17 protein-coding genes are annotated in these 18,883 nt (G+C 72.9%); 6 read left to right on the top strand and 11 right to left on the bottom strand.

Annotated elements, in window-relative coordinates; all coding sequences use genetic code 11:
* Positions 1-87 precede the first annotated feature (87 nt).
* From OG294_RS10990 to OG294_RS10980, 3 genes are all read right to left on the bottom strand, one after another.
* Positions 88-1,872, bottom strand: coding sequence for an ice-binding family protein (locus OG294_RS10990; RefSeq protein ID WP_327066290.1), 1,785 nt, complete (start codon positions 1,870-1,872; stop codon positions 88-90).
* Positions 1,873-2,188: 316 nt separating this feature from the next.
* The gene (locus OG294_RS10985; RefSeq protein ID WP_327066289.1) at positions 2,189-2,668 is read right to left on the bottom strand and encodes a hypothetical protein; all 480 of its coding nucleotides are present in this window, start codon (positions 2,666-2,668) and stop codon (positions 2,189-2,191) included.
* Positions 2,669-2,696: 28 nt separating this feature from the next.
* Entirely contained in the window at positions 2,697-3,143 is a 447-nt protein-coding gene (locus OG294_RS10980; protein WP_327066288.1) for an ATP-binding protein, read from the bottom strand.
* 258 nt (positions 3,144-3,401) lie between these two features.
* On the opposite strand from OG294_RS10980, the gene OG294_RS10975 reads away from it, so the two are divergent.
* Positions 3,402-4,298, top strand: coding sequence for a DUF5753 domain-containing protein (locus OG294_RS10975; protein ID WP_327066287.1), 897 nt, complete (start codon positions 3,402-3,404; stop codon positions 4,296-4,298).
* The gene (locus tag OG294_RS10970) at positions 4,267-4,488 is read left to right on the top strand and encodes a DUF397 domain-containing protein (protein WP_327066286.1); all 222 of its coding nucleotides are present in this window, start codon (positions 4,267-4,269) and stop codon (positions 4,486-4,488) included. Before OG294_RS10975 ends, OG294_RS10970 begins: the two co-directional genes overlap by 32 nt.
* A 132-nt stretch (positions 4,489-4,620) precedes the next feature.
* On the opposite strand, the gene OG294_RS10965 is transcribed toward OG294_RS10970, so the two are convergent.
* Entirely contained in the window at positions 4,621-7,908 is a 3,288-nt protein-coding gene (locus OG294_RS10965; RefSeq protein ID WP_327066285.1) for a BTAD domain-containing putative transcriptional regulator, read from the bottom strand.
* 491 nt (positions 7,909-8,399) lie between these two features.
* Between OG294_RS10965 and OG294_RS10960 the strand changes: the two genes are divergently transcribed.
* Positions 8,400-9,569 carry a globin domain-containing protein gene (locus OG294_RS10960; RefSeq protein WP_327066284.1) on the top strand — a complete coding sequence of 390 codons (1,170 nt, stop codon included), beginning with the start codon at positions 8,400-8,402 and terminating at the stop codon, positions 9,567-9,569.
* Here the strand turns inward: OG294_RS10960 and OG294_RS10955 are convergent.
* Positions 9,566-10,519, bottom strand: coding sequence for an IS481 family transposase (locus OG294_RS10955; RefSeq protein ID WP_327066283.1), 954 nt, complete (start codon positions 10,517-10,519; stop codon positions 9,566-9,568). The genes OG294_RS10960 and OG294_RS10955 overlap by 4 nt on opposite strands.
* Before the next feature lie 140 nt (positions 10,520-10,659).
* Here OG294_RS10955 and OG294_RS10950 point away from each other — a divergent pair, with 140 nt between their 5' ends.
* Both OG294_RS10950 and OG294_RS10945 read left to right on the top strand, forming a co-directional pair.
* Positions 10,660-10,848, top strand: a complete 189-nt coding sequence (locus tag OG294_RS10950) for a hypothetical protein (protein ID WP_327066282.1) — start codon at positions 10,660-10,662, stop codon at positions 10,846-10,848.
* A gap of 18 nt (positions 10,849-10,866) precedes the next feature.
* Positions 10,867-11,346: a D-alanyl-D-alanine carboxypeptidase gene (locus OG294_RS10945; protein WP_327066281.1), complete on the top strand. Its 480-nt coding sequence runs from the start codon at positions 10,867-10,869 to the stop codon at positions 11,344-11,346.
* 64 nt (positions 11,347-11,410) lie between these two features.
* Here the strand turns inward: OG294_RS10945 and OG294_RS10940 are convergent, their stop codons facing one another.
* From OG294_RS10940 to OG294_RS10915, 6 genes are all read right to left on the bottom strand, one after another.
* Positions 11,411-12,106 carry a hypothetical protein gene (locus OG294_RS10940; RefSeq protein ID WP_327066280.1) on the bottom strand — a complete coding sequence of 232 codons (696 nt, stop codon included), beginning with the start codon at positions 12,104-12,106 and terminating at the stop codon, positions 11,411-11,413.
* Between the two features lie 191 nt (positions 12,107-12,297).
* Complete coding sequence (locus OG294_RS10935) at positions 12,298-13,638, bottom strand: glycoside hydrolase family 10 protein (RefSeq protein ID WP_327066279.1); 1,341 nt, start codon at positions 13,636-13,638, stop codon at positions 12,298-12,300.
* A gap of 73 nt (positions 13,639-13,711) precedes the next feature.
* Positions 13,712-15,268, bottom strand: coding sequence for a hypothetical protein (locus OG294_RS10930; RefSeq protein ID WP_327066278.1), 1,557 nt, complete (start codon positions 15,266-15,268; stop codon positions 13,712-13,714).
* Positions 15,253-16,071, bottom strand: coding sequence for an ABC transporter ATP-binding protein (locus OG294_RS10925; RefSeq protein ID WP_442789135.1), 819 nt, complete (start codon positions 16,069-16,071; stop codon positions 15,253-15,255). The genes OG294_RS10930 and OG294_RS10925 overlap by 16 nt, the downstream gene beginning before the upstream one ends.
* A 117-nt stretch (positions 16,072-16,188) precedes the next feature.
* Entirely contained in the window at positions 16,189-17,439 is a 1,251-nt protein-coding gene (locus OG294_RS10920; RefSeq protein ID WP_327066277.1) for a flavin-dependent oxidoreductase, read from the bottom strand.
* Between the two features lie 3 nt (positions 17,440-17,442).
* The gene (locus OG294_RS10915) at positions 17,443-17,835 is read right to left on the bottom strand and encodes a YybH family protein (RefSeq protein ID WP_327066276.1); all 393 of its coding nucleotides are present in this window, start codon (positions 17,833-17,835) and stop codon (positions 17,443-17,445) included.
* 106 nt (positions 17,836-17,941) lie between these two features.
* Here OG294_RS10915 and OG294_RS10910 point away from each other — a divergent pair, with 106 nt between their 5' ends.
* On the top strand, positions 17,942-18,826 hold the full coding sequence (locus OG294_RS10910; RefSeq protein ID WP_327066275.1) for a LysR family transcriptional regulator: 885 nt from the start codon (positions 17,942-17,944) through the stop codon (positions 18,824-18,826).
* The last annotated feature ends 57 nt before the right edge of the window (positions 18,827-18,883 follow it).

Below are 18,883 nucleotides of genomic sequence, written 5' to 3'. Positions count from 1 at the left end.
GAGCCCGCCGGCCGACGCGCCAGTCCGCCGGCGGTGGGTGGGGGCGGACCGCCGGTCGGAACCTGTCCGATGGTCCACCCCGATGGGTCAATGCCGTCGACCGGCTCTCCGCCCTTGGCTTCTCCTCACGAGGACGAGGGCCAGGCATCCCAGAGCCAGCATGGTCAGCGAGCCGGCTGCAATGTCGGCGGCCATGCCTGCACCGGTTGCAGCGAGCGCGCCCGGCTTCTTCGGGTGCTGCCCGTTGCCACCCTGGTCGTGACCGCTGGGGACCGTCGCGTGGTTGCCCTGATCGTGACCGCCGGAGCCCTTCTCGTGATCACCCTGTCCAGGGCCTACTTGGCCGTGATCGCCGTGATCGCCGTGATCGCCGTGATCGCCGTGATCGCCGTGATTCCCCGGAGTCTCGGGAGGTCCGGCGGGGCCAGCAGGTCCGGCGGGTCCGGCGGGTCCGGCCGGACCGGGGGCACCTGGAGCACCGGGGGCGCCGGGGGCTCCGTTGGGGCCGGGAGCACCAGGAGCGCCGGGGGATCCGTTGGCGCCCGGCAGGCCGTTGGGGCCGGGGGATCCGTTGGCGCCGGGAGCACCGGGGGCGCCTGGAGCGCCGTTGGGGCCAGGAGCGCCGGGGGATCCGTTGGCACCTGGGGCACCGTTGGGGCCGGGGGATCCGTTGGCACCTGGGGCACCGTTGGGGCCGGGGGATCCGTTGGCGCCGGGGGCACCTGGAGCGCCGTTCGGGCCGGGCGCGCCAGGAGCGCCGGGAGAACCGTTGGCACCGGGAGCACCGGGAGCACCGGGAGCACCGGGAGCTCCAGGCGCACCGTTCGTGCCGGGGGAGCCGGGCGCACCGTTAGGACCGGGCGCACCGTTAGGACCGGGCGCACCGGGAGCTCCCGGCGAGCCGGGCGCGCCAGGCGCACCGTTGGGGCCGGGCGCGCCAGGAGCGCCGGGAGAACCGTTGGCGCCGGGGGCACCGGGAGCACCGGGAGCACCGGGAGAACCGTTGGCACCGGGAGCACCGGTCGGGCCGGGTGAGCCGGTCGGGCCGGCGGGCCCGCTGGGTCCGGCCGGTCCGGAGGGTCCGGCGGGGCCGCTGGGTCCGGCCGGTCCAGGCGGGCCGACGGTGCAGGCCGCTCTCGTGATGGTGTTGGTGTCCAGCGTGACCGCGCCGTTGCGCGCCAGGGCCCGGCCCTCGATCACGGTGCCGGTCTGTGCCGCGATGGATGTCAGGGCCAGGATGTTGCCCTTGAAGAAGGAATTGGTCCCGATCGTGGCGGAGCTCCCCACCTGCCAGAACACGTTGCAGGCCTGCGCCCCGTTGACGAGACTGACGTTGCTCGCCGAGCCGGTGATCAGGGTCGAGGCGATCTGGAAGATGAACACCGCACTGGGATCGCCCTGGGCGTCGAGCGTCACCGTCCCGGTCAGTCCCAGCGGCCCGGTGGACTTGTAGACGCCGGGCGTCAGTGTCAGCCCGACCAGGTCACCCGCGACGTTGGCCGTGGGTGCTCGGCCGGCCGCGTCGTTGTACGCGATGACCAGGTCCGACTGTGCCTGCAGGGCGGGCGCGTCAGCGACGTGCTGCGCGCCGTTGACGATGCCCGGCGGAAAGCCCGTGACCGAGGAGCCCGGGCTGAGGCCCAGGTCGCCGTTGATCACACTGGGCCCCGTGTTGGTGACCGTTGAACCGCCCAGAACCGCGTAGCTGGTGTCGGTCCCCAGCTCCACGGGTGCGTCCGCGGCGTGCGCGATGCCGGGTTGAAGCACGCCCGTTGCCAGCAGCGCCAGGCCGGGAAGCAGAACCAGGGCCTCCTTGAGCCGGGTGCGTCTACGCCTTCGGCTGGGGGCGGACACGATGACATCCACTGTCATATGAGCAAGACCTTTCTTGCCGCCGTTGAACTCGGACTCCCAGGTGGGGAGGCTCCGAGCTGACGTGGTGAGCTCTGGTCAAGCCGCAGGTGCCAGTCGGCGCGTCGAGCCTGTTCGCGGACTCACCGGACGGGAGATCGCTCGGCCTTTGCCTGCCGGGGCAGTGACGTTCCATCGCTCACTCGTACGTACACTAAAGGCCTCATGAGTTTGATGGTGTGTTAAAAATCCAAACGGGTTCATAGCTGATCTGAAGATGCGTCAGAAGTCGGATCCGTGCGCATGGCCGTGCGGCTGGGAGGAGCATCCGGGGAGGTCAGAGGCCGAGGATCTCGCGAATCAGGTCGAGCTTGTCCTCCGGGGAGAGATCCTGCGGCCGACCGGTGAGCAGCCCGTTCAGGACTGCGGGAACATCGCAGTCATCAGGTTCCTGGATGGCGCAGATGATTTGACAGCGGAGGCCGCCGTCCCGCGCGAACACCCAGAGTTCCTGGTCCTTGTGCGGCTTGTCGTTCCTCGGCGACAGGCGCCAGGAGGGGAACCAGCCGAGCCCCTCCAGGGTCAGGCTCTCCGCCGCCTCCGCCAGGACATGCCTGCCGAGCCGTCCGTAGCCGAGTTCCTCGCGCAACTCTCCGAGGGTGGTCCTGAACAGGCCGCCCGCGGCATGACAGCGCTCGGCCAATGTGATGGGGGTGCCATCCTCGCCCGTGTCCGGACGTTCGTCGTGCAGATTCGTTAATGCGCCCATATCCGGGCAAACGAGGAGGTCTGCGCAAACGATGTGCCTGTGCCCCATCTGGGCGCATCCGGCGGTGCCAGGGTGATCACCGCCGGCGGCAGGGCTGTCCCGCCGCCGGGTCGGGGGAGCAGACGCACCAGACCTGTTTGCCGACGCCCTCGCGCGGACCCCAGCCCCAGGCGTCGGCGAGTGCCTCTACCAGGAGCAGGCCTCGGCCCGACTCGCCGTCGGTGCTCTTGCGTGGTTGCGGTACCTGGTCGGAGGCGTCCTCCACGGTGATCCACAGCTGCTCCTGGTCCACCTCCAGGCGCAGTCGGATCCGCTGGTCGCTCCTCGTCGCGTGGACGACTGCGTTGGTGACCAGCTCGCTGACCAGCAGCTGCCCCTTGTCGCTGAAGCGTTCGCCGCCGCGCACGCCTGACAGGAAGCTGTGCAGCAGCCGTCTGGCTACGGCCGGGGAGTGGTCGGACTTCGCGAGCCAGGTCGGCTCCATGGTGCGGGCGAGGGGGAGGTGGTCGAGCGTTTCCGGCATGGCGAAACTCCCTGTGCGGCACGGCTGTTGAATGAAGCGGGCGCGAGCGAAAGGCGCCCCGGGGACGGCCGGACGCGGGCACGGGGATGCCCGGTGACGAACCGTCATGATCACGGTCTGTCGTGGTGTTATCCACTCCGAGTAGCATCCTCTTGGAAGTCACTATGGTGCAAGTCCCTACTTTGGGAACCTGTTAAAGATTGTTGTCCTGGTCGCGGGAGGGCAGACTTACGAGCCACACCCGAGGGGAGGTCCATCGTGCCCGTGAACAGGAATCCGACTGTCCGTCAGCGGCGGCTCGCCCGAACGCTCAAGGAGCTTCGAACTGCCAAGCGGTTGACTCTCGCTCAGGCCGCACAGCAACTCGCTTGCGCCGAAAGCAAGATCAGCCGGATCGAGGCGGCGCAGTCCGGGATCAGGATCGTCGATCTACGGCTTCTGCTCGATCTGTACGGAGTCCATGATCCAAGTGTGCGGGGTGGCTTGGAGGCGCTGTCACGCGAGGGGCGGCTGCGTGGCTGGTGGGACCGCTACTCGGAGACGCTGTCTCCGCTCTACGCCGACTACATCGCGCTGGAAGCCGACGCCTCGGATGCCTACAGCATTCAGACCCTCCTCGTACCCGGTCTCTTGCAGACCGAGGACTACACCCGTGCCGTGGTCCGTGCGCAGATAGAGGATGCGACCCCGGAGCAGGTCGAAACCCTGACCAAGGTTCGTCAGGAGCGCCGTTCGGTACTCACCCGTGAGGTGCCGTTGCGCCTGTGGGTGGTGCTCTCGGAGTCCGTGCTCAAGCATCAGATCGGCGGGCCGTCGGTGATGCGTGATCAGCTCGGTTCTCTCGTGGTCGCCTCCGGACAGCCGAACATCAGCATCCAGGTCCTGCCAGAAGCCTCGGAGATCCACGCTGCCCTGTTCGGCCCGGTCGTCGTGCTGAGCTTCCCGGAGACGACCGAGACGGATGTCGCGTATGTGGACAGCCTGCTCAGCACGCTCTACATCGAAGAGCCGGACGAGGTGCTCAAGTACGCCACGCTGTTCCGCCGTGCTCTCGCGGAATCGTTGTCACGCACCGAATCAGTCGCGCTGATCGAGCGCATCGCAAAAAGGAATGGTCTAGATCATGACGAGCAATCTTCCCCTGACTGCCGCTGAGGATCGGATCGAGTGGCGCAAGTCCTCGTTCTCAGGGGCTCAGAGCGACTGTGTGGAGACGGGCCGCATGGGCACGGGAGGCATGGCGGTCCGCGATTCCAAGGACCCGCACGGCCCCGCGCTGGCCTTCGCGGGGGAGGAGTGGCAGGCGTTCGTGGCGAGCGTGCGGGGTGACGGGCGTCTCCGGTGAGCTTCCCTTCCGCGCCCAGCGTCCCACGGCCGGCGCCGTGCCGATCAGGCACTCGATGTCGGTCGGGAAGCCGACGAGGGTGTGGGCGGTCAGGCACCGGAGGTTCCGGCCGGACCTCCCGCTGACCGGGCCTCAGTCCCCGGCGCCACCCGGGGCAGCAGAACCGGCGAGGGTGACGGCCGCCAGCTCCCGCACCGCCGCCGGCGTCGCCGGGGTCAGGCCCGCCGTTCCCGAGGTCACCGCGGCGCCTGCGCGGGCTGCCTCGGCGTAGTGGTCGCCGAGGGCGGTGCGGGTGGCGGCTTCAACTCTGGGGGCGTCGGGGCGGGAGAGGTCGGGGCCGCCGCGGACCGCGTGGGCGGCGGCGAGGAGTCGGGCGGCCTGGGAGGGACTGCCCTGGCGCAGCGCCTGGTCCGCGAGGCCGACCAGGGTCTGGGCGATGGTGGGGGCGTGGCCGGCCGTCAGGGCGAGGTCGAGGGCCGTGCGGCGGTGGGTGCGGGCGGCCGTCAAGTCGCCGTCCGTGGCGTCGAGATGGGCCAGTGAGTCGAGCAGCATCGCGCGGAACACCGGGTGCACGACGATGCTCCGGGTGATCTCGTCGGCCCGGGCCAGCTCGGCGCGGGCGTCGGCGGTGCGGCCGGACCAGCGGGCGATCTCGGCCGTGGAGTGGGCCAGTCCGGCGAGCGCGTCGGTCCAGGGCAGCGTGCGGGCCTCGCGCTCGGCCTGCGCCAGGACGGAGGCACTGCCCACCCGGTCGCCGAGCAGCCAGCGCAACTCGGCCTGCCGGCCCTGGGTGTGCAGGCGGTCCTCGATGCCGCCGAGTTCGGTGGTGACGGCGATGGCCTGCTCGTACAGGTCGACCGCGGCGGCGTGGTCGCCGCGCCGGGCGATGAGGTCGGCCAGCACGCTCAGCGCGAAGGAGATGCCCCAGCGTTCGCCGATGGCGCGGAACCCGGCCAGCGAGGCGCGGATCCGGTGCTCCGCCTCGGCCGGTGGGCCGCCGATGTTGAGGAGTGCGCGGGCGCCCTCCAACCGGGCGGAGGCAAGGACCCAGGGATCCTCGTCGGCGGCCTCGTCGGCCAGTTCGTCCCAGACCCGGACCACCGCGCCGGGCTCCTCGTCGCGCACCAGCAGCTGGTTGAGCGGCCGGGCGAAGCGCACGATCGGGTTGCGGCTGCCGGTCAGTTCGGCGAGCAGCTGGGCCTCGTGCAGGAGCTCGACGATCTGGCGCTCGTCGCCGAGCCCGGCCATGGCCAGCATCACGGTGACCGCGCAGGCGACGGCCCGCGCCTCGTCCTGCTCACCGTCCGGCAGTGCCAGCGCCCGGGCGGCCAGTTCGGCGCCCTCGGCCTTATGGCCGCTGAGCCACCAGTACCAGCCGCAGCCCGCCACCAGCCGCACCGCCGACCGGGCCTCGCCCGCCGCGAGCGCACCGCGCAGGGCGGCGGTGAGGTTGTCGTGGTCGGCGGCGAGCAGGGCCAGCCACTCCAGCTGCTCGGCCCGGTGCAGGTACGGGTCCGCCCGTTCGGCCAGTTCGGCGAACCAGTCGGCGTGGGCGCGGCGCACGGTCTCCCGTTCGCCGGCCTCGGTCAGCTTCTCCAGGCCGTACGCCTTGATCGTCTCCAGCATCCGGTAGCGGCCGTCGCCGGTGGCGACCAGGAGCGACTTGTCGGTGAGCGAGCTGATCAGGTCCAGGACGTCGGCCTGGTCGACTTCCTGCTTCAGACCGCTGCCGGCGCGGTCCGCGCAGACCTGCTCGGCCGCCTCCAGGGTGGCGCCGCCGGCGAAGACGGCCAGTCGGCGCAGCAGGATCCGCTCCGCCTCGCTGAGCAGCTCCCAGCTCCAGTCGACCACCGCGCGCAGCGTGCGGTGCTGGCGCGGTGCGGTGCGGGCGCCGCCGGTCAGCAGCCGGAACCGGTCGTCCAGGCGGGCGGCCACCTGCTCGGCGCTCATCGTGCGCAGCCGGGCCGCGGCCAGCTCGATCGCCAGCGGCATGCCGTCCACCGCGCGGCAGATCCGGCCGACGGCCGCCACGGTCTGCTCGCTCACGGTGAAGCCGGAGCCGGCGGTGGCCGCCCGGTCCTCCAGCAGTCGCACGGCGGGGGAGCCCAGCGCCTCGGCCACCCCCGCGTCCGGCGCGGGCAGCGCGAGCTGCCGCACCGGCCAGAGCGCCTCGCCGGTCAGGCCCAGCGGCTCGCGGCTGGTGGCCAGGATCCGCAGCCCCGGGCACTCGCCGAGCACCTGGTCGACCAACTCCGCGGCGGCCTCGATCAGGTGCTCGCAGTTGTCCAGCAGCAGCAGCGTCTCGCGGGAGCGCAGCACGGCGCGCAGGCGGTCCAGCGGCGTCCCGCCCGCCTGCGCCTGCTCGCGCGGGCCCAGTGCGGCGAGCACGGCCTGCGGCAGGTCGGCGCCGTCGGTGAGCGGCGCCAGCTCCACCAGCCAGACGCCGTCCGGAAACCGGTCGAGCAGCGGGCGGGCAGCCTCGATCGACAGCCGGGTCTTTCCGGCGCCGCCCGGCCCGGTGAGCGTGGTGAGCCGGTGCTCGCCGACCAGCCGGCTCACCTGGGCGAGGTCCTCCTCGCGGCCGACGAAACTGGCCAGCCCGGCCCGCAGGTTGGTCAGCGGCCCGCGCGGCGCGGGCGGGGGCGCCGGTGCCGGCGCCGGTGCCGGCTGGGCACTGGTCGCGAGCTCGCCGCGCAGCAAGGCGGTGTGCAGTGCGGACAGTTCCGGCGAGGGGTCGGCGCCGAGTTCGTCGGCGAGCACCTCCCGGGCCCGCTCGTAGGCGGTCAGTGCCTCGGCCGGGCGCCCGGACGCGACCAGCGCCCGCATCAGCGCGCCCACCAGCCGCTCCCGCAGGGGGTATTCGGCCACCAGCGCGGCCAGCTCGCCGGTCAGCTCGCGGCCGTGGCCCAGCCGCAGGTCCGCCTCGACGCGGTCCTCCAGCGCCGCCACCCGCAGCTCGGAGAGCCGGGCCACCGGACCGCGGAAGAAGTCGGCGCCCGCGACCTCCAGCAGCGCCGGCCCGCGCCACAGCTCCAGCGCCTCGCGCAGCAGCCGCGCCGCCGCGCCGGTGTCCCGCTCCAGGGCGGCCCGGCCGTCGGCGGCCAGCCGCTCGAAGCGGATCACGTCCACCGCGTCCGGCTCCACCACCAGTCGGTAGCCGGCCGGGTGCGACTCGACCGCCACCGGCAGCGCCCGCCGCAGCCGCGACACCAGCGCCTGCAGCGCGTTGGCCGCACCCATCGGCGGGTCCTGGTCCCAGATCCCGTCGATCAGCGACTCCGCCGACACCACCCGCCCCGGCTCCAGTGCGAGCACGATCAGCAACGCCCGCAGCCGCGCGCCCCCCACCTCGATCCGAGCGCCCCCGCCACCACCGGCGTCGGCCCGGACCTCCAGCGGCCCCAACATCGAGATCAGCATGGGGTGCATTCTGCTACCACCGCGCGAGCCCGGGGTATCGGCGGGCAGGTCAGGCAGGTCAGGCAGGTCGGGCAGGTCGGGCGAGGCCGGCAAGGCGTGCACGGGCGCCCACGGCCGGGCGGATTCCGTCGGAATGGGACGGTAAGCGGAATGCGTCGTTCTGGATATTGTGACCCACCGTCAAATTCGCCAATAGTGCTGCCGTGCTACGCGCGTGGATTGACATCAGGTGAACCCCGGACCGGCTGGTGGCCGTACTGGTAGGCGTAGCAATGGGGTTGGCCATTCACAAACACTTCACCAAGTGATGGTTGTCGACCCGATCGGCCCTATGGGCAGAATGTCGTCGTTTCCTGCCCTGCGGCAAATGGTTCCAGGCGCGAAGAGTTCGATGGGAGAGTCGTCCAGTGAGGTTTCGCGCCAGGCGTTCCACCGGTGATGTCGTCGCGCCCACGAATCCGGTGGCGATGCCGCAGGCTGCTCCGTCGGCCGTGGCGGCGGCGCCTGAGCCGGGAGCGGCCGGGGCGGGGCTGTCGGGGCACGACATCGGGCTGATCCGGGCGAGCCGGGCGGCGGTGGAGCCGCACGCGGCGGCGCTGCCGGTGCGCTTCTACGGGACGCTGTTCAGCCGGTATCCGCAGGTGCGCGAGCTGTTCCCGCCGGACATGGACGTCCAGCACGACCGGCTGGTGCGGGCGCTGCTGCTGATCGTCGACCTGGTGGACGACCCGGCGAACCTGGCGCGCTTCTGTGGTGACCTGGGGCGCGACCACCGCAAGTTCGGCACGCTGAGCGGACATTACGCGGCGGTCGGCGAGTGCCTGCTGGACACCCTGGAGCACTTCGCGGGCCCGGCCTGGACGCCGCAGGTGGCGAGCGCCTGGACCCGCGCCTACGGCATGGCCGCCCAGGCGATGGACCAGGCGGCGGTGGCCGACGCGGCCCGGCGGCCCGCGGTGTGGCACGCGCCGATCGTGCAGCACGTGCGGCGCGGACCCGACCTCGCGGAGATCACGGTGCGGCCCGAGCAGCCGTACACGTTCACCGGCGGGCAGTTCGTCAGCGTGGAGACGCCCTGGCGGCCGAAGGTCTGGCGCTACTTCTCGCCCGCCAACGCCCCGCGGCCGGACGGGACCATCACCTTCTACGTCCGCGCGGTGCCCGGCGGCCGGATCAGCAGCGCGCTGGTGGGACAGGCCGTGGTCGGCGACGTGCTGCGGCTGGGCATGCCGCTGGGCGAGCTGGCCATCGACCCGGCCTCGCACCGGGACGTGGTGTGCGTGGCGGGCGGCACCGGGCTCGCGGTGATCCGCGCGCTGGTCGAGCAGGCCCTGCTGGACGGCGCGCAGCGGCGGGTGGACCTGTTCGTGGGCGCTCGCACGGCGCAGGAGCTGTACGGGCTGGAGGACCTGCTGCGGCTTTCCCAGCGCCACCGCTGGCTCACCGTGCGGGCGGCGATCTCGGACGAGGACGCCCGGCTGACCAGGCGCTCGCTGGTGGAGGCGCTGGCGGAGTCCGGCCCGTGGCAGCAGCCGGACGCCTACCTCAGCGGCCCGGCGCCGATGATCAGGGCCGCCGCCCGGGTGCTGCACCGCACGGGCGTGCCCTTCGAGCAGCTGCACCACGACCCGTTCGTGCAGCTCGACCTGCTGGACGGCTAGGTGTACTGACCCGTGAGGTTGGGGACGCGGCTGGCGGGTGGCTTGCCTGCGAGTGCGGTGTGTCCGCGGTGGTGATTGTAGGTGTGGAGCCAGGTGGGGTAGGCGTCGCGTCGTTCCTGCTCGGTGCGGTAGGGCCTTGCGTAGGCCCATTCGTCGAGCAGGGTGCGGTTGAAGCGTTCGACCTTGCCGTTGGTCTGCGGGCGGTAGGGCCGGGTGCGCTTGTGGGTGATCCCGGCCGCCGCGAGGACGTCGCGCCAGGGGTGGGACTTGTAGCAGGAGCCGTTGTCGGTCAGCACGCGCTTCACGGTGATCCCGGCCCGGGCGAGGAACTCGTTCGCCCGGGTCCAGAACGCTGCGGCGGTCTCCTTGCGTTCGTCGGCCAGGATCTCGCTGTAGGCCAGGCGGGAGTGGTCGTCCACGGCGTTGTGCAGGTAGCTGTATCCGGCACCGGAGCGGGTCTTGCGGCCGGCCTGGCGGCCCAGGGTTTTGTGGCCGCCGCCGTCGGGGATGTTGCCGAGCTTCTTGATGTCGACGTGGACCAACTCGCCAGGTGCGCTGTGTTCGTAGCGTCGGATCGGCCGACTTGTGGCGCGGTCGAGGTGGGCCAGGCGGGCGAGGCGGTAGCGGGTCAGGACCCGGTGCACGGTGGCCGGGTTGAGCCGCAGCAGGTAGGCGATGCGGGCCGGGCCCCAGCGCCGCAGGACGCGGACCTTGATGATCCGCCGCTCGGTGCGGGTCGGGGTCCGGCGGGGGCTGTGGTGGGGTCGGCTGGACCTGTCGGTCATGCCGGCCTCGCCCAGTGCGCGGTAGCGGTCGGCCCAGCGCTTGGCCGTGGTCGGCGAGACCTGGAAGCGTTCGGCGGCCCGACGCAGGGGCCAGCCGTCCTCGACCACGCAGCGGGCCAGGCGCAGGCGTCCGGTCTCGGTCAGCGGTGCGTTACGGTGTGGCATGAGGGCCTTTCTGAAGTCGGTGCAGATGTCGCAATCCACACCGAGCCAGAAGGCCCTCACTCATTTCAAGATCACCCAGCCGTGAGCTCTGTCACCAACCTCCGTGGTCAGTACACCTAGCGGCTCGCTCGGGCGTCACGGTGACGGCCCCGCCGACCGGACCGAACCCCACCGGCCTGCTGCCCGACTCCTACGACGGCACGCAGCGGGTGGCCGCCTACGTCTCGCCGGAGTACGCGCAGTACGCGCGGCTGATCTTCAAGGTCAGCCACAACCTGGGGGCGAACGTGGCCGTCTGCCTGATGGCCGTCACGGCCGGCAGCCATTAGTGCATCGACGGCTTCCCGGTGCTGAACGACTTCCTGAAGCTGGCCGGCATCGATCCGGCCCAGGCCCAACTGCTGGACGGGCGCGGCGGGAACCCGGTCGACCGGGTCACCCCGCGGGTGATCGACCAGTTGCTGCACTACTGGCAGGGCACGCCGGACGCGACCCGGTTCCGGCTGGCGCAGCCGATCCTCGGGGTGGACGGCCTGCTGGCCGACGTGTGCGCGGGGTCCGCGACCTGTCCGGGCAAGGGCAAGGTGTGGGCCAAGACCGGCGCCGTGGCCGGGCTCGACGCGCTCAACAACCGCCTGGCGGCCGGCGCGATGACCATCGGCGGCTACCTCGACGCGGGCCACGGGTGCCTGCACACCTTCTACCTGGCCGTGAACGGCGCCTCCGCGCCCAGTACGGACATCAACGGCATCATCGACATCGGCAACGACCTGGCCCGGATCGCCGGCCTGCTCCAGGAGCAGGCCGAGGCGCGCAACGGGGCCTGACCCCACAGAGGGACGGCGGACGGCCTCGCGACCCACGGTGGTGGGTGGCGAGGCCGTCACGGTGTCAGCCGGCCTTCCAGGCCAGCGGGGTGTTGTCCTTGTTCATCCACAGGATGTACGTGATCGGCTTGTCGCTCGGGGCGAGGTAGACCGCGCACTCGTGCTCGGTCTGGCCCTTGACGAAGTTGGCGCCGCCGACCGGGACGTCGCTGGAGCACTTGGGGAACGAGCTCAGCAGGTCGAGCTTGGGCGCCTGGTTCTGGGCGTCGAGCATCGCGCGCAGCTGGAGGTTGAAGTACGGCTCGAAGATCCCGTTGCCGCCGGTGTGGGTGTAGCTGACCGAGACGTAGTACGGCGTCTTGCCCGCGGTCTGGTCCGGCTTGAGGTCGAACTTGGCCAGGTCGGCGATGTCGCCCTTGACGACCTTCACCGGGCCGATGGCGAGCGAGATGTCGCCCTGCTGGTGGTCGGTGAAGACACCGTTGGCCTGCGCGCCGGCCGCCAGGGCACCGGGGAAGGCGTCGCCGGCCGGGGCGGCGGCGGACTTCGAGGCGCTCGCGGTGGTCAGCGAGGACGGCGCGCCGGTCGGGGACTTGGGCGTGGCAACGGCGGGGTGCGAGGCCGGGGCGCTGGTGGCGGTGGCCGGGGCGCTGGTGGTGCTGCCGGTGGCGGTGGTCTCGTCCGGGCCGCACCCGGTCAGCAGCAGCGTGAGCGCGGCCGCGGTCGGAACGGCGGCGCGCAGGAGCGTCGTGGTACGCATAAGAACGAATTCCCCCATGAAAAGGATGATCCAGTCGCGGGGGCAGCGTGAAGCTCGGTTCGGCGCCCCCGCGCGCACTGACGGACCGCAAGGACTGCGGTGCGTCGGCCCATGACTGTAGCGGAGGGGCGGGTGTGGCTGCTGTGGCGCTCGGGTGGAGCGGCGGTGCCCACCGCGGCCACCCGCACCCGTCAGCGGGGCGGTCGCACCCGGGTCCGGTAGTGGTCGGTGACGACCTGTCGCATCGCCCCGATCCGGTCCGCGGCCACGTCGCCGGCGGTGAAGAAGAGGTTGCCGCGCACCTCGGGGAGGTCCTGGGTGAGGGTCAGGTGCCGGGAGAGCTCGGCCGGGTCCTGCCACGGCGCCGACTGGTCCGGATCGCCGGCCTTGTACAGCGCCTCGCCGAGGAAGAGCAGGGTGTCGGTGCCGCGCACCAGCTCGGCCCACCAGGGGGCCAGCTCGGCGTAGTCGCAGGTGGCGAAGCCGATCGACCAGTAGAGCTGCGGGGCGATGTAGTCGAGCCAGCCGCTCAGCACCCAGCCGCGGGTGTCGGCGCACAGGTCGTCGAACGAGGACAGGCCGCCGTGGGTGTCGGAGCCCAGCGGGTCGACGGAGCGGTCGCGCCAGACGCCGAACGGGGAGATCCCGAACCGCACCGGGCGCCGGGGCCGGCCCGAGCCGGTGGTCTGCGAGCGGTTCAGCTCGGCGATCCGCCCCGCGGTCTCCCGCACCAGCCGGTCGACGTTGTCGCGCCGCCAGGCGGCCCGGTCGGTGAACCCGTCGCCGTAGCGCCGGTAGGCGTCGTCGTCGTCGAAGTCGTGACCGGCCACGGGGTAGGGGTAGAAGTAGTCGTCGAAGTGGACGCCGTCGACGTCGTAGCGGGCGACGGCGTCGAGCATGGCGTCCTGCACGAAGCGGCGCACCTCGGGCAGGCCCGGGTTGTAGAGCAGCGAGCCGGCGTACGGCACGACCCAGTCGGGGTGCTGCCGGGCCGGGTGGTCGGGCGCCAGCAGCGAGGGGTCGGGCCGGGTGGCGATCCGGTAGGGGTTGAACCAGGCGTGCAGCTCCAGGTCCCGGGCGTGCGCCTCGCGGACGGCGAAGTCCAGCGGGTCCCAGCCGGGGTCGCGGCCCTGGTCACCGGTCAGCACGGCCGCCCACGGCTCGTACGGCGAGGGCCAGAGTGCGTCGGCCGTGGCGCGGACCTGCAGGACGACGGCGTTGAGGCGGTGGTCGACCGCGGTGTCGAGCAGGGCGAGCAGCTCCTGCTGCTGGGCCCCGGGCGACAGGCCGGGCCGGCTGGGCCAGTCGCGGTTGGAGACGGTGGTCAGCCACATGCCGCGGAACTCGGTGGCCTCGGATGCCGCGGGTTCGTCGGCGGGTCCGGTGGCGGGTTCGCCGGCCGGTCCGGTGGCTGCCGGGTCGCCGTCCGCCGCGTGGGCCGGGCGGGCGGCGAGCCCGGCGGCCGCGGCCAGCGCCGCCGCGCCGGCCGCCGTGGTCAGGGTGCGCCGGGAGACGTTGCTCGAAGGGGACATCCGCCCAGTCTTGCGAGTGCCCGCAGGCCGGTCGGGGTGCAACGCCGGGCCGCCACCGATGGACCAGCGGGGCTCAGCCGGCCGGCGTGCGGACCAGGGCGAAGACCTCGGGCCCGCGCCGTTCGAGCCGGCGCAGGGCGAGCCGGCCCAGACCCCAGCAGAGCAGCGCGCCCCAGCCGAGGCCGACGGGCACCGCCAGCCAGGACAACGCCCCGCTGCCGGTGGCCGCGCCGGCGATCAGCGGGACCAGCGGCGGGGCGAGGGTGACCAGCAGGGTGGCGAAGAGCATCAGGTTCACCTTGAGCTGGCGCGGCGGGGTCGGGCCGCCGGTCGCGGTGAGCGGGAAGACCGTCAGGATCGAGACCAGCACCAGCACGCCGGCCCCGCCGAGCAGCAGCGCGGGCTCGGCCGCCAGCGCCCAGGGCCAGGCCCAGCGCTGGCCGCTGACCGCCGTCAGCACGATGGTGAGCAGCAGCGCGGCTGGTCCGACGACCAGCAGCCAGGCCCACTGCCGGCCCCGGACGTCGGCCCGTTCGACGTTCGGCATCACCAGAATGAGCCAGAGCGCCGAGCCGTCGTCGCCGTAGAGGTTGGTGGCGCAGGCGGCGGCGATCGCGGTGAAGAGCACGCCGGCGAACGGCAGCAGCAGGCGCACGCCGCTGAGCGCGGGGACCACGCAGACCAGCACGCCCACCAGGAAGGCGATCATCAGCTGCACGCTGCGCAGCATCGAACGCGAGTACAGCCGCAGCTCCTTGCCGATCACCGCGCCCAGCGCGGTGGCGGGCAGCAGCGGGCGGCGGCGGGTGGCGCGGGTGCGGCCGCGGGCGGTGGCGCGGGAGCGTCCGCCGGGGGCCATCGCCAGGCGGCGGCCGAGCAGCGGCGGCCAGGCCAGCACCAGGGCGCCGGTCAGCAGGGCCAGCCCGGCCAGCGCCAGCGCGCTCTCGGCCCAGGCACCGCGCCCGGCCGCGTCCACCGCCAGCGCACCCCAGCCCGAGGGCAGTGCCCGGACCACGGCGGAGAGCACCGGCGACCGACCACTCGTCAGCTTGCCCGCCAGGAACGGCACCGAGCCGGAGGCCAGCGACAGGCCGGTGATCGCCAGCGCGATCAGCATGGTGCCGAAGTCACGGCCGCGCCGCGAGCTGACGGCCGGCCCGAGCACCGCGACCGCCACCGTGGAGGCGACCACGGCCAGCGCCAGTTCCAGCAGCACCGCGACCAGGCCCACCAGCGCCGGACCGGCGCCCGACTGGGCGCCGAAGGCCACCAGCGCGCCGAAGGCGATCAGGCTGAAGAGGAGCGAGACGTTGGTGAAGGCGGCTCCCAGCATGGCGAAGGCGAGCTTGCGGGGCGGGATCGGCAGCAGCTTGAAGTAGTCGAGCCGCAGGGTGGCGTCGTCGCCGGTGAGCACCGGGCCGGTGATCCAGCCGAGCAGCCAGCCGAAGCAGAGCACGGCCAGCACGTCGGTGCCGGCGCCGGGGTGCCGGTAGTGGGTGAAGCCGGCCAGCAGCGAGCTGACGGCCAGCAGGGTGACCACCAGCAGCAGGGCGAGCGTGCCGTAGCCGCGCCTGCCCTGGGCGGAGCGCCGCTGGATCGCCGTGCGCATCTCGATCAGGACGCCAACCATGCCAGCCCCTCCGCTCCGCCGGTGCGGGCGCCGACCAGGTGTACGAAGGCGTCCTCCAGGGACTGCCCGCCGCGCACCTCGTCCAGCGTGCCGCAGGCCTCCACCCGGCCGCCCGCGATCACCGCGACGTGGTCGCAGAGCCGCTCGACCACCGCCATCACATGGCTGGAGAAGACCACCGAGCCGCCGGAGGCCACGAAGCGCTGCAGGATGGTGCGGATGGTGGCCGCGGAGACCGGGTCGACGGCCTCGAACGGCTCGTCCAGCACCAGCAGCTTCGGGCCGTGCAGCAGGGCGGTGGCCAGCGTGATCTTCTTGCGCATGCCGGTGGAGTAGTCCACCACCACCGTGCTCTCGGCGGAGTCGAGTTCGAGCACCCGCAGCAGTTCGTCGGCGCGCTCCTCGACCACCGGGCGGGGCAGGCCGCGCAGCAGGCCGAGGTAGGTGAGCACCTCGCGGCCGGTCAGCCGGTCGGGCAGCGCCATGCCGTCGGGCAGCACGCCGATCAGCGACTTGGCGGCCACCGGGTCGCGCCAGACGTCCCGGCCGAAGATCCGCGCCGAGCCGCCGTCGGGACGCAGCAGGCCCACCGCCATCGACAGGCTGGTGGTCTTGCCGGCGCCGTTGGGGCCGACCAGGCCGAAGAACGAACCCCTCGGCACCACCAGATCGATGTGGTCCACCGCGAGGTGCTCGCCGAAGCGCTTGACCAGGCCGGCGAACTCCAGTGCCGGGGCGGCGTCGTGGGTCGGGTGGTCGGGGCTCGATCGGTCGGGGGTCGGTTGGTCGGGCGAGGGGGTCAACGGGCTCTCCGGCGATCGGCGGGGCGAGGGGCGGGGCGCCGTGACGGGAGAGCGCAGAGGAGCCGGCGACGCCCCCCGTCCGCTCCGTGCGGGGACCATCATGCAAGGTCGCCGGGGTCAGGACCAGGGGGTTGTGGGGTTTGTGGGCATATCTGCGGGTGCGGGAGCGGGCGGGTCGAGCGAGGCGCGACTGTTGAGCGCCGCGACGTCGCCGCCGGTGGCGCTGCGGTAGGCGGCGGTGATCCGGGCCAGCTCCTGCGGGGTGCGTCCGCCGTCCCGGTGCATGGCGCGGTTGGCCCGGACGATGGCCGCGGTGGCCTCGCGCCGCGCGCTCTCGTAGCGCGCCAGGCCGGTGGGCAGGTCGGCGGCGCCCGCCAGCTCGTGGGCGAGCACCCGGGCGTCGACGACGGCCTGCGAGGCACCGTTGGCCCCGACCGGGTACATCGGGTGTGCGGCGTCGCCGAGCAGCGTCACCCGGCCGCGGCCCCAGGACGGCAGCGGCTCGCGGTCGACCATCGGGTACTCCAGGATCTCCTCGGCGCCGGCCAGCAGCCCGGGGACGTCGAGCCAGCCGAGCGCCCAGTCGCGGTAGTACGGCAGCACCTCCGCCAGCGCTCCCGGCCGGCTCCGGGCCGCATCGCCCGCCAGCGGCCCGGGCTCGCCCGTGCGCACCTGGCAGACCCAGTTGATCCGGCCCTGGCCGATCGGGTAGGCGATCATCTCCACGTCACCGTCGCGCACGATCACCGCCGAGCGGCCGGTGAGGAACGGCTCGGCCAAGGTCACCCCGCGCCACATCCGGATCCCCGACCAGAGCAACGCTCCGCCCTGCGGGTGGAGTTGGGCTCGCACCACGGAGTGCAGCCCGTCCGCCCCGATCAGCGCCGCGGCCCCGGTCTGCTCGGTGCGACCGCTCGCCCGGTCCAACAGCTCTGTCCGGACGACGCCTTGGGCGTCGTCCTGGGTGAAGCCGGTCAGCCGGACCCCGGTGCGCACCGCGTCCGCGCCCAGTCGCTCGCGCACGGCCGCCAGCAGCATCAGCTGCAACTCGCCTCGGTGCACGGCGTACTGGGGCCAGCGGTAGCCCTGCGCCGTGCCGCGCGGCTCGGTGAAGAGCCGGCGCCCTGACGGGTCGCAGTACACCAGCTCGACCGAGTCCACGCCGATGGCGGCCAACTCCTCGCCGAGCCCGAGCTCGGTGAGCTCGCGCACGGCGTGCGGCTGCAGGTTGAGGCCGACGCCCCGGGCAGGCCCGAGCGGCCGGATCTCCCGCGAACTCTCCACCACGGCCGCCTCGATGCCCGCGGCGTGCAGGCTCAACGCGGCGGTCAGGCCGCCGATCCCGGCTCCCGCGATCAGTACCGTCATCGGTCAGTCCACCGCCTTCGACGTCGTCGGGTCGGCGGGCCGGGTCTCCGGGCGGTCCATGATCCGCAGCCAACTGCCGTCCAGCTGCTGCCGGTTGACCTGGACCCGGCCACCGGTGCCGTCGGCGGCGCGGGTGCTGGTGAGGGCCAGGTCGCCGTACCGGACGGTGGGCAGCGGCTCCTCCACCGCGAAGGGCCGCGGCGCGTGTTCGAGCATCCGCTCGCAGACGGCGCGGATCGCCTCCCGGCCGACCGTCACCGAGCCCGGCGGGTAGGCGAGCACGGCGTCCGGCGCGTAGAGCTCGGCGAGCCCGGCGGCGTCGCCGGCGTTCGCCCGGACGACGAAGAGGCGGGCCAAGTCCTCGGGGGTGTGGGCGCGTTCGCGGGTCTCGGTCATGACCAGGCTCCTTGTTCGGGTTGGTCTCGTTTGCCGGTGTCCAGCCTGCTGCGTCGTCCACCAGAAGTCCAAGATCTGGATCTTCTCCTTGCTAGAATCAACGGTTATGGAACTGCGCCAGCTGGAGTACCTCGTCACGGTGGCCGAAGAGCGGAACTTCACCAGGGCCGCCGAGCGGCTGCACGTGGCGCAGCCCGGGGTCAGCGCGCAGATCCGCAAGCTGGAGCGCGAGTTGGGCGAGGAGCTGCTGGACCGCTCCGGGCGCGAGGTGCGGCCGACCGCGGTGGGCGAGGCCGTGCTGCCCTACGCCCGGGCGGCGCTCGCGGCCGTGGCCGGTGCCCGCTCGGCCGTCGACGAGCTGGCCGGGCTGGTCCGCGGCCACCTCTCGGTCGGCACCGTGACCTCGCACAACGTCGACCTGCCCGGCCTGCTGGCGAGCTTCCACCAGGCGCACCCGGAGGTCGAGATCACCCTGATGGAGGCCAACACCGACCAGCTGCTCGCGGGCCTGCGGACCGGGCGGCTGGACGCGGCGATCGTCAGCCTGGGCAGCGAGACGCCGCCGGACCTGGAGTGCCTGGTGGTGGACGACCAGTCCCTGGTGGCCGCCGTGAGCCACGACCACGAACTCGCCGTGCACCCCGTCATCTCGCTGGACACCCTGCGCGGCCGCCCGCTGATCAGCCTGCCGCGCGGCACCGGGCTGCGCACCCGGCTGGACGAGGCCTGTGCCGCCGCCGGCTTCGCCCCGAAGATCGCCTTCGAGGCCAGCTACCCCGAGGTGCTCGCCCAGCTCGCCGCCCGCGGCCTGGGCGCGGCGATCCTGCCCGGTGCCTTCGCCGAGGCACGCGCGGAGCAGCTGCGGGTGATCGCCATCGACCGCCCGGCGTTGCGCGGGCGCCTGGTCTTCGCCTGGCGCTCGGGCGGGCCCGACAGCCCGGCGGGGCGCGCCCTGGTCGCCCGCGCCCGGCGGGAGCTGGGGCTGCGCTGACGGATCCCGCCGGGCGCGCGGAAATTCAGTGGCGTGCCGATCCGTCGCAGGAGCAGG

This window comes from Kitasatospora sp. NBC_01302 (genome assembly GCF_035976515.1).
In the GTDB taxonomy this organism is placed as follows: Bacteria; Actinomycetota; Actinomycetes; order Streptomycetales; family Streptomycetaceae; genus Kitasatospora.
This window is presented reverse-complemented; position numbering and strand designations above follow the sequence as displayed.